10 protein-coding genes are annotated in these 15,862 nt (G+C 72.6%); 3 read left to right on the top strand and 7 right to left on the bottom strand.

From position 1 onward, the window contains the following. The first annotated feature begins 14 nt into the window (after positions 1-14). Together PZB77_RS18715 and PZB77_RS18710 are read left to right on the top strand one after the other, a co-directional pair. Positions 15-1,601: an FAD-dependent monooxygenase gene (locus tag PZB77_RS18715; protein WP_275493752.1), complete on the top strand. Its 1,587-nt coding sequence runs from the start codon at positions 15-17 to the stop codon at positions 1,599-1,601. Between the two features lie 432 nt (positions 1,602-2,033). Further along, positions 2,034-2,861 (top strand): HAD family hydrolase, encoded by an 828-nt coding sequence (locus PZB77_RS18710; RefSeq protein WP_275493751.1) that lies wholly within the window; start codon positions 2,034-2,036, stop codon positions 2,859-2,861. 188 nt (positions 2,862-3,049) lie between these two features. Here PZB77_RS18710 and PZB77_RS18705 read toward each other — a convergent pair whose 3' ends face one another. From PZB77_RS18705 to PZB77_RS18695, 3 genes are all read right to left on the bottom strand, one after another. Then, a complete protein-coding gene (locus PZB77_RS18705) occupies positions 3,050-3,688 on the bottom strand; it encodes a TetR/AcrR family transcriptional regulator (RefSeq protein WP_275493750.1) in 639 nt (212 codons plus the stop codon). A gap of 248 nt (positions 3,689-3,936) precedes the next feature. After that, positions 3,937-5,127 carry a DUF2092 domain-containing protein gene (locus PZB77_RS18700; RefSeq protein ID WP_275496120.1) on the bottom strand — a complete coding sequence of 397 codons (1,191 nt, stop codon included), beginning with the start codon at positions 5,125-5,127 and terminating at the stop codon, positions 3,937-3,939. Between the two features lie 322 nt (positions 5,128-5,449). Continuing rightward, entirely contained in the window at positions 5,450-6,460 is a 1,011-nt protein-coding gene (locus PZB77_RS18695; RefSeq protein ID WP_275493749.1) for a polyprenyl synthetase family protein, read from the bottom strand. Between the two features lie 689 nt (positions 6,461-7,149). Between PZB77_RS18695 and fahA the strand changes: the two genes are divergently transcribed. Then, positions 7,150-8,397 (top strand): fumarylacetoacetase, encoded by a 1,248-nt coding sequence (gene fahA / locus PZB77_RS18690; protein WP_275493748.1) that lies wholly within the window; start codon positions 7,150-7,152, stop codon positions 8,395-8,397. A 101-nt stretch (positions 8,398-8,498) separates the two neighbouring features. On the opposite strand, the gene recQ is transcribed toward fahA, so the two are convergent. The 4 genes from recQ to nuoL form a co-directional block, all read right to left on the bottom strand. Next, a complete protein-coding gene (recQ, locus tag PZB77_RS18685; protein ID WP_275493747.1) occupies positions 8,499-10,565 on the bottom strand; it encodes a DNA helicase RecQ in 2,067 nt (688 codons plus the stop codon). A gap of 162 nt (positions 10,566-10,727) precedes the next feature. Further along, positions 10,728-12,392, bottom strand: a complete 1,665-nt coding sequence (gene nuoN, locus PZB77_RS18680; protein ID WP_275493746.1) for an NADH-quinone oxidoreductase subunit NuoN — start codon at positions 12,390-12,392, stop codon at positions 10,728-10,730. Continuing rightward, complete coding sequence (locus tag PZB77_RS18675; RefSeq protein ID WP_275493745.1) at positions 12,389-13,960, bottom strand: NADH-quinone oxidoreductase subunit M; 1,572 nt, start codon at positions 13,958-13,960, stop codon at positions 12,389-12,391. The genes nuoN and PZB77_RS18675 overlap by 4 nt, the downstream gene beginning before the upstream one ends. Positions 13,961-13,965: 5 nt before the next feature. Next, a complete protein-coding gene (nuoL, locus tag PZB77_RS18670; RefSeq protein WP_275493744.1) occupies positions 13,966-15,861 on the bottom strand; it encodes an NADH-quinone oxidoreductase subunit L in 1,896 nt (631 codons plus the stop codon). Position 15,862: the final 1 nt, after the last annotated feature.

Raw genomic sequence — 15,862 nt, 5'->3', positions numbered from 1 at the left:
CCCGAGGAGCAGCCATGACCACCGACGTGCTGATCGTGGGCGCCGGCCCCACCGGCCTGACCCTGGCGTGCGACCTCGCGCGCCGGGGCATCGCCGTACGGATCATCGACAAGTCCGCCGCCCCTCCGCGCAGCTCCCGGGCGAAGGGGCCCAACCCGCGGTCGCTGGAGGTCCTCGCGAGCCTCGGTGTGGCGGACGAGGTGCTGGCCTCGGGAGCGCCGCCGCTGCCGATGCGCAAGTACCGGGACCGCCTCCCGGTCTCCGACTTCGATCCGTACGCCGACCCCGCCCCGATGCCCGCCACCGCCTTCGACTGGCCCCGGCTGATCGCCCAGTGGCGTCTGGAGGAGATCCTCCGCGACCGGCTCGCGAAGGACGGCGTCCGGGTAGGGCTCGGCACCGAACTGGTCGGCCTCGACCAGGACGGCGACGGCGCGGAGGTGACGGCCACCCTCTCCGACGGCCGGTCCGTCGCGGCGCGGTACGTGGTGGGGTGCGACGGCGCGCACAGCCCGGTGCGCAAGCTGCTCGGCATCCCCTTCACCGGCGAGACACAGGCCGACCAGGTGATGGTCTGCGGTGACGTCGAGATCGACGAGGACGCGCTCGACCGGGGCATCTGGCACCAGTGGTTCGACGCCACCGGCGCCGTCATGCTCTGCCCCGTGCCCGGCACCCGGACGAGCTGGTGGTTCCAGGCGGGGCCGGAGCGGGACGGCGCCGGCGTGCCGCGACCGCCGACCGAGGAGGGCTTCCGCCGCCTTCTCACCCGGCACACCGGCCTCCCGGGCGAAGCGCTCCGGCGCGCCACCCTGCTCTCCACCTACCGCGTCAACGTCCGCATGGCCGAACGCTTCCGGGACGGCCGGGTGCTGCTCGCCGGGGACTCCGCGCACGTCCACCCGATCGCGGGCGGGATGGGCATGAACACCGGCATCCAGGACGCCTTCAACCTCGGCTGGAAGCTCGCCCACGTGCTGACCGGCCTCGCGGCTCCGGCGCTGCTCGACACGTACGAGGAGGAGCGGCTCCCCGTCGCCGCCTGGACGCTGGACTTCACCTCCGAGCGTCTGGCGGAGACGATGGCCGCCATCCGCCGGCCCGGAGGCGGTCTGGACGCGGCGTCCGCCCCGGAGGCGAGCGGCCTGTCGACCGGTTACCGGTGGAGTTCGCTCGCCGGCGGGACACCGGAGAGCGGGCCCCGGGCCGGGGACCGCGCACCGGACGCGCCGTGCCGGTCGGCGGCGACCGGTGCGCCGACCTGGCTGCACCACCTCTTCGCCGAGCCCCACCCGACCCTCCTCGGCTTCGGCCCGGAGAGCGAGCCGATCCTCCGCGAGGCGGCCGGGGCCCACGGCGCCGCCGTCCGCGTCCACCGGGTGTACGGCCCCGGCGAAGCGGCCCCGGCCGGCGCGGCCGGGGTGGTCGACGCCGAGGGCCGGATCCACGCGGCGTACGAGCCCGGTGCGGCGGGCACGGTCGTCGTGGTCCGCCCCGACCACCACCTGGGGACCGTCGCCCCCGCGTCGGCCCCGGAACGGGTACGGGCGTACCTGGCGCTGCTCTGCGGAGGGGCGCAGGCACCCCTCGCCCGCGGCTGACCCGCCCCCCTGCCCCGTGCCGACGGGACGCGTCCCCCCGGGCGGGCTCCGCCGGCCCACCTACTGAGCCGCCTGCTGGGCCGCCTGCTGGGCCGAACGGGCGGCGAAGGATCGTTTCAGCAGGCCCGGGCCCGTTCGCCCGCGCGCCGTTCCGGGCAGACCAGGGGCATCCCCCTCGTCGGCGGCTCCGCCGCACCCGCTCCGCCCCGGACCCGTCTCGTACAGAGGTCCGACCGGCACCACGAACAGGACCCGGGGATTCCGGTCCGCCTCGGTACGCGCTTCCCCCACGGTGCGTACCGGGGCCTATCACCCGAGATCATGCCTTTCCGCCCCCGGTACGGACGACCGCTCCCGCCGCCCGCCGGGAAGCTGACCGTCGCCCCAGGTCAGAGCCGTCCGGTGCGCAGCCGATCTCCCTACGCTGGAGCCATGCATTCGTCACCCGCGTCCGCGTACTCCCGCGCCGCGCACACCCTCGTCGCCACGGACCTGGACGGCACCCTGTTGCTGCCCGACGACTCCGTGAGCCCTCGGACCCGCGCCGCCCTCCGGCGCGCGGCCTCGGCCGGCGCCCGGCACATGATCGTCACCGGCCGTGCGGTCCCGGGGATACGCGCCCTGCTGGCGGAGCTGGACTACCGGGGCCCGGTCGTCTGCGGACAGGGCACCCAGGTGTACGACGCCGGGTCGGCCCGGATGCTGCGCTCGGTCCCCCTCGACCGCGAGCTGGCCGACATGGCGCTCGGCAAGATCGAGGCGGAGGCGGGGCAGGTCTTCGCCGCCGTCGACCAGGACGGCCCGGCGGGGCTCACCCTGATCGAGCCGGGGTACCGGATGCCGCACCCGACGCTCCCCGCCCAGCGGGTCGCCCGGCGCGACGACCTGTGGGCGCAACCCGTCATCAAGGTGATGGTGCGCCATCCCGAGCTGACCGACGACGAACTCGCCGCGCTCGGGCGGGCCGCCGTGGGCGATCTGGCGACGGTCACCATGGCCGGCCCCGGCACGGTCGAACTCGCGCCGTACGGCGTGCACAAGGGCACCGGCCTCGCGGCGGCGGCGGAGCTCCTGGATCTGGACCCGGCGGACGCCATCGCCTTCGGCGACATGCCCAACGACCTGCCCATGTTCGGTCTGGTCGGCCACGGGGTGGCGATGGGCAACGCCCATGCGGAGCTGAAGGCCGCCGCCGACGAGGTCACGCTCCCGCACACCGAGGACGGCATAGCGGTGGTGCTGGAACGTCTCTTCGGCTGAGGGTCCGCCGTCCCCGGCCTCCCCGCCGGGGGCCGGTCACCACCCTGCGGGGCGGACGGCGGGCGGCGGACGGCGGGCGGCGCGGACGGCGGGCGGGGCGGACGGCGCGGGCGGCGGGCGGCGCGGACGGCAGGACTTCCCCTGCCCGGCGTCCGGCCGGACCACCGGCCGGACCCGTGCGGCCGCGGTCAGGCCGGGGCCACACCCGCACCCGCACCCGCACCCGCGGTCGTCGTCGTGCTCGCTGCGGCCCCCGCCCCCCGCAGCACCAGGGCGACCAGGGTGGCGATCGTCGCCTCGTCCTGGGGCGGCTTGCGCAGGACGTGGCGGTAGTAGACGGCCCCGTAGAGCAGCTCCACCATCAGCCGGAGATCGGCGCCCGGCGGGATCTGGCCCCGTCCCTGGGCCCGGGCGAGCAGGGTGACCGCCAGGTCGACGCGCGGGTCGACGACCTGCTCGGCGAGGGTCCGGGCGAGATCCATGTCGTGGTGGACCTCGGAGAGGATGCCCGCGTACGCCGGTCCGTACGGGGGCGTGCCGAGGAGCCGTACCGCCAGCCCGATGTGGATCCGCAGGTCCGCCTCGATGTCCCCGGTGTCGGTGAACGGGGCCGCGTCGGCGAGGGCGTCGGTGAAGATCTCCATGAGTATGCCGCTCTTCGACGGCCACCAGCGGTAGATCGTCTTCTTGCTGACTCCGGCGCGGGCGGCGATGGCCTCCACCGTCATCCGCCCGTAGCCCTTCTCCACGCAGAGCTCCAGCGCGGCCTCCAGGATCGCCCGTCGGGACCGTTCACTGCGTCGCACAGAACTCGGCAATGCGCTCATTCCGTGAGCATAGGGCGCCTCTCGCCACAGCTTGTTGACAGGTCGTCGCCAAAAGTCGAACATGAGCGAGGCGGAAACGGAACGTACCGTGTCGTGTCGACTCCGCTGCTCGCACCGTTCGTGCCGTTCGTGCTGCGACGAGCCGATCGGGGGACGGCTCGGCCGGCCGACGGCGCGGACGGCCCGGGGCCGTACCGGCCCGCCCCACCCGAACCCCCGGCCGACCGGCCGGCTCCCCTCGTCGGTCCCTACCGGTCGGCGTCGGCCGCCCCCACGAGGGCCTCCCGCGTCACCGCGCCGACGTAGACCTTGCCGTCATCGGTGATGAGCGCGTTCACCAGGCGGGTGCTGAAGACCGTGCCGGAGCCGAACTTCCCCGTCGCCTTGGAGCCGAAGGCGTCCAGCAGCGACGAGCTCTCCCCGGCCGAGGCGAGACCCTCGCCGCCGGGCACCTCGGCCCGCACGATCGTGGTCCAGCCCTTCCCCACGGTCTCGAAGCCGTCGGTGTCCCCGGTTCCCTCGGCGCCTTCCAGCCCCGGGAGTCCCCCGAGTCCGCCGGGCAGCAGGTCCGCGAGGCCGCCGTCGGCGCCCGCCTCCTGGGCGGCGTCCTCGGCCTCGGTCACCTTCGCGCCCTTCGGCGGGGTGAAGTCGAACGTCGAGGCGGCGGGCTTGCCGAAGTCCACCTTGGTGAACCCGACGTTGACGGCGGCCTTGCCGCCGGAGCTGGGGCTCAGGGTGAACCGCAGCGGCACGCCCTCCTCCGCGTCCACCGCGATCCGGATCGAACCGACGGTGGAACCGGACTGCTTGGGCTGGATGAGCAGTTGGTACGCGTCGCGCCCGGCCACCCGCACGGTGCCGTCGACGGTGACGGACGTGGTGTCCCCCACGGCCTTGAGCGCCTCGTCGGCGAACTGCCGGGGCGTGCCCTCCGCGGCGTCCCCGCCCTTCTCCCGCTCCCCGTCCTCCCCGTCGGCCTTCCGGCCGTCGTCGTCGTCCGTCGCGTGGAACACCTCGTCGGACCCGCTGTCGTGGGCCCAGACCTCGTCGCCGTTGTGGATCAGGCTGTACTCGGAGGAGTTCCCGAGGATCGTCAGCCGCTGTTTGTCCGGGCCGTCGGCGGCCACCCGCAGGGTGTGGGTGCCGGAGGCCAGCTCGGTCAGCCGGTCCTCGGGGGCCGCGCCGTCGGCACCGGCGCCCTGGCCGAAGGTGCCGGCCAGGGCGCCGAGCGAGGGGATGCCGAGGTCGGTGGTGATCTTCACCGTGCCGGAGAGCCGCTGCGTGTCCGAGGCGGCGATCTTCTCGAGGAGTTCCTGCGCGGTGATCTTCGGCAGGTCCGGGTCGCCGCTGTCGGCGAGTGCGGGGACGAGCCCGATGGTCGCGGCGGCCACACCCGCCACCGCGAGCGGTACGAGGGTGCGGGACGCCTTCCGTCGCATCCGGCCGGCGCGCGTGGTGTCGTCCGCGAAGACGTCGGTGGGGTCCTGGCCGGGTCCGCCGTGGGGCTGCGGGCTGTCGATGGGTGCCATGTGTGCTCTACCTCCGTGGTCGGCGGCTTCCGTCAGTGCGGTCGCTCGTCCACTCCCCGCCGCGTTTCTCACCCGATGTGGTCAGGAGTGGTTGTTCTCCATCTGACCGGATCGGGGGAGCCCACGCGTCAGCCCGGGGGATCAACTCCGCCTACGGCTCGGGGATGACGTCACTCCACCGGAGGTACGCCGTCCCCTGCCGCGACCCCTACGGGGCGAGTCCGACGGGACGTCAGCCGGCCCGGTGCACCACGAGGTCGCAGAGCTCGGCGAGGGCCGACTTGGCGTAGCAGTCGGGCAGCGGGCCGAGGGCGGCCCGGGCGTCCTCGGCGTACCGGACGGTGTCGCGGCGGGCCTGCTCCAGCGCCGGGTGGACGCGCAGCCGGCGCAGCGCCTCGGCGAGGCGGTCGTCGTCGGCGAGGTCGCCGTCGAGCAGTTCCACCAGCTCCAGGTCGTCCGGCTTCCGGTCGGCGGCGGCCCGGGCGCGCAGCAGCAGGACGGGGAGGGTGGCGATGCCCTCGCGGAGGTCGGTGCCGGGGGTCTTGCCGGACTCGTGGGAGTCGGAGGCGATGTCGAGGACGTCGTCGGCGAGCTGGAAGGCGACGCCGAGGCGTTCGCCGTACTGGGTGAGGACGTCGACGGTCCTCTCGTCGGCCCCGGACATGAGGGCGCCGAACCGTCCCGAGACGGCCATCAGGGAGCCGGTCTTGCCGCTGAGGACGTCCATGTAGTGGTCGACCGGGTCGCGGCCCTCGCGCGGACCGACCGTCTCCAGGATCTGTCCGGTGACGAGCCGTTCGAACGCCTCGGCCTGGATGCGGACCGCCTCGGGGCCGAGGTCGGAGAGGATGTGCGAGGCGCGGGCGAAGAGGAAGTCGCCGGTGAGCAGGGCGACGGAGTTGCCCCAGCGGGCGTTGGCGCTGTCCACCCCGCGGCGGACCTCCGCCTCGTCCATCACGTCGTCGTGGTACAGCGTGGCCAGGTGCGTCAGTTCGACGACGACGGCGGAGGGGACGACCCCGGGGGCGTCGGAGTCGCCGAACTGGGACGCCAGCATCACCAGCAGGGGCCGGAACCGTTTGCCCCCGGCCCGGACCAGGTGCTGCGCGGCCTCCGTGATGAAGGGGACATCACTTTTGGTGGCGTCGAGAAGCCCGGCCTCGACAGCGGCCAGGCCGGTCTGGACATGGGCCTCAAGAGCCTGGTCCCGCACGCGCAGCCCGAACGGCCCGACGACGGTCACGAGGGGGTCTCCTGTCTGCTGACGATCACACGAATGTCGATCTGTCGGCTGTCTTCACTCCTGCCAGCGTATCCGGTCCCCTTTGGATCACCGTGGGCGGCTTCCCGCCACCGCCGGTATGTTCGGGATCGGCTCATAGGATCACGAGTTGCCGTTTTGTCGCCCCGCTCACGGGCCGTCCGCCGCCCGGTCACCGGCCCCGCACCGAGGTGCGCCACGCACCTCGGACCGGCCTCCCCGTACCGGATCACCCCGCGGGGAACTCCGCCTCCCGCGGCCTGACGGCACCCTCCTCCGTGCGCGGCTCCCGCGGCCCGCACCCGGGGGCCTGGTCCCGGGGCCGCTGGAGTACCGGGCCGGTGGGAGCGGTGCGGGACCGGGCCGCCCGATCCGGCACCCGCCGGGGCTGCACCGCCGCACTCCGGCCGCCCCCTCGTCCCGCGCGGGCGGGGCTGGCCGGAAAGCGACGTGGTGGGACCGGCTGGAACCCCGGGGACGGTCCAGGGTGCGCGCGGGCCGTTCCGGAGGTGCGCCGGGTTGACGTCGCGTCATCCTCCGTAGCGCCTTCACCCCGCCAACGGGAATGAGTCGGAGCCGACCGGGCACAACGCCCGCTCCGGGGCACTGCCGTCCCACGGCGGCGCCGACGTAACGTGTCCCCCAAGCGACCGGAAAGCGAGGCAGCACCCATGCCCGAGCAGAGCAGCCCGCTCGACACGGACGAGGGCGACCCCTTCGGCCCGCACAATCTGCCCTACGGCGTCTTCTCCCTCCCTGGCGATCCCGGCGCTCCCGCCGGTGCCGCTGCCCGGCGGGTGGGGGTCCGGCTCGGCTCCCACGTCCTGGACGCCGGGGCAGCGGCCCGCGCCCTCGGCTCCCCGTACGCCGGGCTGCTCGCGCAGCCCAGCCTGATGCCGCTGCTCGCAGCCGGGCGCACCGCATGGCGGGACGTGCGGCGGGCGCTCACCGGCTGGGTGACCGTCCCCTCGCACCGGGCCGAACTGGAACCGCTGCTCCACCCGCTCGACGCGGTGACGCTCCACCTGCCGTACGAGGTCGCGGACTACGTCGACTTCTACGCGAGCGAGCACCACGCCACCAACGTCGGCCGGATCTTCCGCCCCGACGGTGCCGCACTGACGCCCAACTGGAAACACCTGCCGATCGGTTACCACGGCAGGTCCGGCACGGTCGTCGTCTCCGGGACCGACGTGGTGCGCCCTTCCGGGCAGCGCAAGGCGCCCACCGACCCGGCGCCCGTCTTCGGACCCTCGGTGAAGCTGGACATCGAGGCCGAGGTCGGCTTCGTGGTGGGTGTGCCGTCCGCGCAGGGCACGGCGGTGCCGCTGGCCGACTTCCGCGAGCACGTCTTCGGCGTCCAGCTGCTCAACGACTGGTCCGCGCGGGACATCCAGGCGTGGGAGTACGTCCCGCTCGGCCCGTTCCTCGGCAAGTCCTTCGCCACCTCCGTCTCCGCGTGGGTGACCCCCCTGGAGGCCCTGGACGCCGCCCGTACCGCCCCGCCCGCCCGGGACGCCGAGCTGCTGCCGTACCTCGACGACGCGGACGAGGAGGAGCCGGGCGGGATCGACCTGCGGATCTCCGTCGCGGTCAACGGGACGCTCGTCGCCGAGCCGCCGTTCTCCACCATGTACTGGACGGCCGCCCAGCAGTTGGCCCAGATGACGGTGAACGGCGCCTCGCTGCGCACCGGCGACCTCTACGGCTCCGGGACGGTCAGCGGGCCCGAGCCGCACCAGCGCGGCTCGCTGCTGGAGCTCACCTGGAACGGCCGCGACCCGCTCGAACTGCCCGGGGGCAGCCGTACCTTCCTGGAGGACGGCGACACGGTGACCATGACCGCGTGGGCGCCGGGACCGCACGGGACCCGGGTGGGGCTCGGCGAGGTGACGGGGAGGATCGTGGCGGCGGGGTGACGCGGCGGGGTGGAAGCGGTGGCCGGGATGGGCGCGGCCGGTCCGGGTCGACCCGGTGGCTCCGGCTCCCCCGTCCTCCCGGCCGTCCCGGACCTCCCGGCTCACTCGTACTCCGGCGGCTCCTCGTCGTCCCAGCCGAACTCGGCGTCGTCGGGCCGGTCGGCCGGTGCCGCCGCCGCGTTCACGGGCGCCCGCTGTGGCGCCGGGGCGTCGGCCGCCGGGGCCTTCTCCGCGACCGCGGGGGCCTCCAGCCCCGCCAGGACCTCCAGCACGCCTTCGCCGTACGTCGCGAGCTTCTTCTCGCCCAGGCCGCTGATCCCGCCGAGTTCCGCCAGGGAGGCCGGGTGCAGGGTGGCGATCTCGCGGAGGGTCGCGTCGTGGAAGATGACGTACGCCGGGACGCCCTGCTCCTTCGCGGTCGCCCCGCGCCAGGCGCGCAGTGCCTCGAAGACGGGTACGGCGGACGCGGGCAGATCAGCGGCGGCGGCAGCCGACCTGGCACGGCGCTCGCCCTTGGCGGCCGTCCGCTCGGTGACCCGCTTGGGCTCCTTGCGCAGCAGTACCTCGCGCTCACGGCCGAGGACCGTGGCGCTGGCGTCGGTGAGGACCAGGGTGCCGTACTCCCCCTCGACGGCGAGCAGGCCCTGGGCGAGCAGCTGACGGACGACCCCGCGCCACTCGGCCTCGGCCAGCTCCTCGCCGATGCCGAAGACGGAGAGCTGGTCGTGGTCGAACTGGATGACCTTCGCGGTCTTCCGTCCCAGCAGGATGTCGATGATCTGCCCCGCGCCGAACTTCTGGTTCCGCTCCCGCTTCAGCCGGACCACCGTGGAGAGCAGCTTCTGCGCGACGACGGTGCCGTCCCAGGTCTCCGGCGGGACCAGGCAGGTGTCGCAGTTGCCGCAGGTGGCCTCGGCCGGCTCCTGGCCGAAGTAGGTGAGGAGCTGCGCACGGCGGCACTGGACGGTCTCGCAGAGCGCCAGCATCGAGTCCAGGTGCGCGGAGGCGCGGCGGCGGTGTGCCTCGTCGCCGTCGCCGCCCTGGATCAGCTTGCGCTGCTGGACGACGTCCTGGAGGCCGTACGCCATCCACGCGGTGGAGGGGGCGCCGTCGCGGCCGGCGCGGCCGGTCTCCTGGTAGTACCCCTCGACGGACTTGGGGAGGTCGAGGTGGGCGACGAAGCGGACGTCCGGCTTGTCGATGCCCATGCCGAAGGCGATCGTGGCGACGACGACGAGCCCCTCCTCGCGCAGGAAGCGGGACTGGTGGGTCGCGCGGGTCCTGGCGTCGAGACCCGCGTGGTAGGGCACCGCCTCGATGCCGTTGCGGACGAGGTACTCGGCCGTCTTCTCGGTGGAGTTGCGGGAGAGGCAGTAGACGATGCCCGCGTCCCCGGTGTGCTCGTCCGTGAGGAAGGTGAGCAGCTGCTTCTTCGGGTCGGACTTGGGCACGATGCGGTACTGGATGTTGGGCCGGTCGAAGCTGGCGACGAAGTGCTTCGCGTCCGGCATGCCCAGACGGCGGGTGATCTCCTGGTGCGTGGCGTCCGTGGCGGTCGCGGTCAGCGCGATGCGGGGGACGTCCGGCCAGCGCTCGCCGAGGACGGAGAGGGTGAGGTAGTCGGGGCGGAAGTCGTGGCCCCACTGGGCGACGCAGTGCGCCTCGTCGATCGCGAAGACGGAGACGGTGCCCCGGGAGAGCAGCGCGAGGGTGGCGTCCAGGCGCAGCCGCTCGGGCGCGAGGTAGAGGATGTCGAGCTCGCCGGCGACGTACTGCGCCTCCATGGAGCGGCGCTCGTCGAAGTCCTGGGTGGAGTTGATGAAGCCGGCCCGGACACCGAGCGCGCGCAGGGCGTCGACCTGGTCCTGCATGAGGGCGATCAGCGGGGAGACGACGACGCCGGTGCCGGGGCGGACCAGGGCGGGGATCTGGTAGCAGAGGGACTTGCCGCCGCCGGTGGGCATCAGGACGACGGCGTCGCCACCGGCGACCACGTGCTCGATGATCGCGCCCTGTTCGCCCCGGAAGGACTCGTACCCGAAGACCCGGTGCAGGGTCCGCCGCGCCTCGCTGTCGCCGACGCCGCTGCCGGACGCGGCGGCCGCGGTCACGGCCCCGGTCACGGCTTCGGTTCCGGTGGCCCCGGTCACGGCCTCGGTCACATCCATGGTGTCGCCCGTCCTGCTCGTCGCTCTGTCCGCCGTCGTCGCATCGTGCGGTCGTCGTCCGACCGTCCCCCTTCACCATAGGCGGCCCGTACGACAACGCCGGACGGGCTTGACTCCAGCCCGTCCGGCGTCCGTGGTGCGGTGGCTGTGCCACCGGGACCGCTACCGCACGAAGATCCCCGCCTGGCTCGCCAGGTCGAGGAAGTACTGCGGGGCGAGGCCGAGCACCAGGGTGACCGCCACGCCGACGCCGATGGTGGTCATCGTCAGCGGGGACGGGACGGCGACCGTGGGGCCGTCCGCCTTCGGCTCGCTGAAGAACATCAGCACGATGACCCGGATGTAGAAGAACGCGGCGATCGCCGAGGAGAGCACACCGACCACGACGAGTCCGCCCGCGCCACCGTCGGCCGCCGCCTTGAAGACGGCGAACTTGCCGGAGAAGCCGGAGGTGAGGGGGATACCGGCGAAGGCGAGCAGGAACACCGCGAAGACGGCGGCGGTCAGCGGGGAGCGCCGGCCGAGCCCGGCCCACTTCGACAGGTGGGTCGCCTCGCCGCCCGCGTCGCGCACCAGGGTGACGACGGCGAAGGCGCCGACCGTCACGAAGGAGTAGGCGACGAGGTAGAAGAGGACCGAGGAGATGCCCTCCGGGGTGGTCGCGATGACGCCCGCCAGGATGAACCCGGCGTGCGCGATCGAGGAGTAGGCGAGCAGCCGCTTGATGTCGGTCTGGGTGATCGCGACGATCGCCCCGCCCAGCATCGTGACGATGGAGACGCCCCACATGACCGGCCGCCAGTCCCAGGTGAGGCCGGGGAGCACGACGTACAGCAGGCGGAGCAGCGCGCCGAACGCGGCGACCTTGGTGGCGGCGGCCATGAAGCCGGTGACCGGGGTCGGGGCGCCCTGGTAGACGTCCGGGGTCCACATGTGGAACGGCACGGCGCCGACCTTGAACAGGAGCCCCGTCAGGATCATCGCGCCGCCGATGAGGAGCAGCGCGTCGTTGCCCATGGTGGAGGCGAGGGCGGGGTCGATCTCGGTGACCGAGCCGTCGACGACGCTCGCGATGGTGGCGTACGAGACGGAGCCCGCGTAGCCGTAGAGGAGGGCGATCCCGAAGAGGAGGAACGCCGAGGAGAACGCGCCGAGCAGGAAGTACTTCACCGCGGCCTCCTGCGACATCAGCCGCTTGCGGCGGGCGAGGGCGCAGAGGAGGTAGAGCGGCAGGGAGAAGACTTCCAGCGCGACGAACAGGGTCAGCAGGTCGTTCGCCGCCGGGAAGACCAGCATGCCGGCGATGGCGAAGAGGACGAGCGGGAAGACCTCGGTGGTGGTGAACCCGGCCCGGACCGCCTGCTTCTCGCTGTCGCTGCCCGGGACGGAGCCGGCCTGGGCGACGAAGGAGTCGGCCCGGTTGCCGTGCGGGGCGGGGTCGAGCCGCCGCTCGGCGAAGGTGAAGACCGCGACCATCGAGGCGAGCAGGATGGTGCCCTGGAGGAAGAGCGCCGGTCCGTCCACCGCGATGGCGCCCATCGCGGCGATGTGGGCCTTGGTGGTGCCGTACCCGCCGGCCGCGAGTCCGACGACCGCGGCGAACGCGGCGGCCAGCGCGACGACGGTGAGGGCGACCTGGGTGACGTACCGGGCCCGGCGGGGCACGAAGGCCTCCGCCAGGACACCGATCACGGCGGCGCCGAGCACGATGAGGACGGGCGAGAGTTGGGCGTACTCGATGGTGGGGGCCGTGAACTTCACGTCCGGGGCGGCCGTCGTCACCTCGCCCGCCACGGTCCACAGGCTGTGGACAGCTGTTGCGCTCACTGGGCGGCCTCCACCTCGGGCTGGGGGTCCTGCTTCTGTACGTCGGACATGGTGTGCTCCACCGCCGGGTCGACGATCTCGGTGAGCGGCTTCGGGAAGACGCCCAGGAAGATCAGCAGCGCGATCAGCGGGACGACCACCGCCAGCTCACGGACCCGCAGGTCGGGCATGCCCTGGACGGTGGCCTTCACCGGGCCGGTCATGGTGCGCTGGTAGAGGACCAGGACGTAGAGCGCGGCGAGCACGATGCCGGTGGTGGCGATGATCCCCACCACCGGGTAGGCGCTGAACACCCCGACCAGGACCAGGAACTCGCTGACGAACGGCGCGAGGCCGGGCAGCGAGAGGGTGGCGAGGCCGCCGATGAGGAAGGTGCCCGCCAGGACCGGGGCGACCTTCTGCACTCCGCCGTAGTCCGCGATGAGGCGGGATCCGCGCCGGGTGATGAGGAATCCGGCGACCAGCATCAGCGCGGCGGTGGAGATGCCGTGGTTGACCATGTAGAGCGTGGCGCCCGACTGGCCCTGGCTGGTCATCGCGAAGATGCCCAGGATGATGAAGCCGAAGTGCGAGATCGACGCGTAGGCGATCAGCCGCTTGATGTCGCGCTGGCCCACCGCGAGGAGCGCGCCGTACACGATCGAGATCAGCGCGAGGACGAGGATCACCGGGGTCGCCCACTTGCTGGCCTCCGGGAAGAGCTGGAGACAGAAGCGGAGCATCGCGAAGGTGCCGACCTTGTCGACGATCGCGGTGATCAGCACGGCGACGGGCGCGGTCGCCTCGCCCATGGCGTTGGGCAGCCACGTGTGGAGCGGCCAGAGCGGGGCCTTCACCGCGAAGGCGAAGAAGAACCCGAGGAAGAGCCAGCGTTCGGTGCTGGTCGCCATCTCCAGGGAGCCGCTCGCGCGGGCTTCGGCGATCTCGGAGAGGGAGAAGCTCCCCGCGACGACGTACAGCCCGATGACGGCGGCCAGCATGATCAGGCCACCGACGAGGTTGTAGAGGAGGAACTTCACGGCGGCGTACGAGCGCTGGGCCGCGGCGTTCTCGTCGGTACCCGCGTGGGCCCGGTCCCCGAAGCCGCCGATGAGGAAGTACATCGGGATGAGCATGGCCTCGAAGAGGATGTAGAAGAGGAAGACGTCGGTGGCCTCGAAGGAGAGGATCACCATCGCCTCCACCATCAGGATCAGGGCGAAGAAGCCCTGGGTGGGGCGCCAGCGGGAGGAGTGCGTCTCCAGCGGGTCGGCGTCGTGCCAGCCGGCCAGGATCACGAACGGGATGAGCAGCGCGGTGAGCGCGAGGAGCGCCACCCCGATGCCGTCCACGCCGAGTTCGTACCGGACGCCGAAGTCGGCGATCCAGGCGTGCGACTCGGTGAGCTGGTAGCGGTCACCGCCGGGCTCGAAGCGGACGAACACGACCGCCGCGAGCACCAGGGTGGCCAGCGAGACGAGCAGCGCGAGCCATTTCGCGGCGGTGCGCCGCTGGGCCGGGACGGCGGCGGTGGCGATGGCGCCGATCGCGGGGAGCGCCGCCGTCGCTGTCAGGAGGGGAAAGGACATGGTGATCAGACCGCCCTCATCAGCAGGGTCGCGGCGATGAGGACCGCCGTACCGCCGAACATCGAGACCGCGTAGGTGCGGGCGTAGCCGTTCTGCAGTTTCCGCAGCCGGCCGGAGAGCCCGCCGACCGAGGCGGCCGTGCCGTTGACGACGCCGTCGACCAGCGAGTGGTCGACGTAGACCAGGGAGCGGGTGAGGTGCTCGCCGCCGCGGACCAGGACGACGTGGTTGAAGTCGTCCTGGAGGAGGTCGCGGCGGGCTGCCCGGGTGAGCAGCGAGCCGCGCGGGGCGACGGCGGGCACGGCCTTGCGGCCGTACATCGCCCAGGCGAGGGCGACACCGATGACGAGCACCACCATGGTGGCGCCGGTGACGGTGGTCGCGCCGACCGGGGAGTCCCCGTGGTCGTGGCCGGTGACCGGTTCCAGCCAGTGCAGGAAGCGGTCGCCGATCGAGAAGAAGCCGCCCGCGAAGACCGAGCCGAAGGCGAGCACGATCATGGGGATCGTCATCGACTTCGGGGACTCGTGCGGGTGCGGCTCGTGGCCCTCGGCATCCGGCTGCCAGCGCTTCTCGCCGAAGAAGGTCATCAGCATCACGCGCGTCATGTAGAACGCGGTGATCGCGGCGCCCAGCAGGGTGACGGCGCCGAGGATCCAGCCCTCGGTACCGCCCTTGGCGAAGGCCGCCTCGATGATCTTGTCCTTGGAGAAGAACCCGGAGAGGCCGGGGAAGCCGATGATGGCGAGGTAGCCGAGGCCGAAGGTGACGAAGGTGACCGGCATGTACCTCCGAAGGCCGCCGAACTTCCTCATGTCCACCTCGTCGTTCATGCCGTGCATGACCGAACCGGCGCCGAGGAAGAGCCCGGCCTTGAAGAAGCCGTGGGTCACCAGGTGCATGATCGCGAAGACGTAGCCGATGGGGCCGAGGCCCGCGGCGAGGATCATGTAGCCGATCTGCGACATGGTCGAGCCGGCCAGGGCCTTCTTGATGTCGTCCTTGGCACAACCGACGATCGCACCGAAGAGGAGCGTGACCGCTCCGACGACGGTGACGACGAGCTGCGCGTCCGGGGCGGCGTCGAAGATGGCACCGGAGCGGACGATGAGGTACACGCCGGCCGTGACCATGGTCGCGGCGTGGATGAGGGCGGAGACCGGGGTCGGGCCCTCCATCGCGTCGCCGAGCCAGGACTGGAGAGGTACCTGGGCGGACTTGCCGCAGGCGGCCAGCAGCAGCATCAGGCCGATCGCGGTGAGCTTGCCCTCGCCGGTCTCGCCGGTCGCTTCGAGCACCGGCCCGAAGGCGAAGGTGCCGAAGGTGGTGAACATCAGCATGATCGCGATGGAGAGGCCCATGTCGCCGACCCGGTTGACCAGGAAGGCCTTCTTGGCGGCGGTCGCCGCGCTGGGCTTGTGCTGCCAGAAGCCGATGAGGAGGTACGAGGCGAGGCCGACGCCCTCCCACCCGACGTACAGCAGGAGGTAGTTGTCGGCGAGGACCAGGATGAGCATCGCCGCGACGAAGAGGTTGAGGTAGCCGAAGAAGCGGCGACGGCGTTCGTCGTGCTCCATGTAGCCGATCGAGTAGATGTGGATCAGGGTGCCCACACTGGTGATCAGCAGGACGAAGGTCATCGACAGCTGGTCGAGCTGGAAGGCGACGTCGGCCTGGAAGCCCTCCACCGGGATCCAGCTGAACAGCTTCTGGTGCAGCAGGCGTTCTTCGGCGCCCTTGCCGAGCATGTCGGCGAAGAGCGCCACGGCGAGCACGAACGACACGGCGGCGAGCAGGGTGCCGAGCCAGTGTCCGGCCCGGTCGAGCCGGCGGCCCCCGCACAGCAGGACGGCCGCTCCGAGCAGGGGCGCCGCGATGAGCAGCGCGATCAGGTTCTCCACG

Origin of the sequence: Streptomyces sp. AM 2-1-1 (genome assembly GCF_029167645.1) — a bacterium.
GTDB lineage: Bacteria > Actinomycetota > Actinomycetes > Streptomycetales > Streptomycetaceae > Streptomyces.
Note: the sequence above shows the minus strand (reverse complement) of the source record. Positions and strands in the feature narration are given on the sequence as shown.

Bases quoted from the DNA above. Each gene is read 5' to 3' on its own strand.
- PZB77_RS18715 (WP_275493752.1), top strand. From the start codon at position 15: ATGACCACCGACGTGCTGATCGTGGGCGCCGGCCCCACCGGCCTGACC.
- PZB77_RS18710 (WP_275493751.1), top strand. From the start codon at position 2,034: ATGCATTCGTCACCCGCGTCCGCGTACTCCCGCGCCGCGCACACCCTC.
- PZB77_RS18705 (WP_275493750.1), bottom strand. From the start codon at position 3,688: ATGAGCGCATTGCCGAGTTCTGTGCGACGCAGTGAACGGTCCCGACGG.
- PZB77_RS18700 (WP_275496120.1), bottom strand. From the start codon at position 5,127: ATGCGACGGAAGGCGTCCCGCACCCTCGTACCGCTCGCGGTGGCGGGT.
- fahA (WP_275493748.1), top strand. From the start codon at position 7,150: ATGCCCGAGCAGAGCAGCCCGCTCGACACGGACGAGGGCGACCCCTTC.
- recQ (WP_275493747.1), bottom strand. From the start codon at position 10,565: ATGGATGTGACCGAGGCCGTGACCGGGGCCACCGGAACCGAAGCCGTG.
- PZB77_RS18675 (WP_275493745.1), bottom strand. From the start codon at position 13,960: ATGTCCTTTCCCCTCCTGACAGCGACGGCGGCGCTCCCCGCGATCGGC.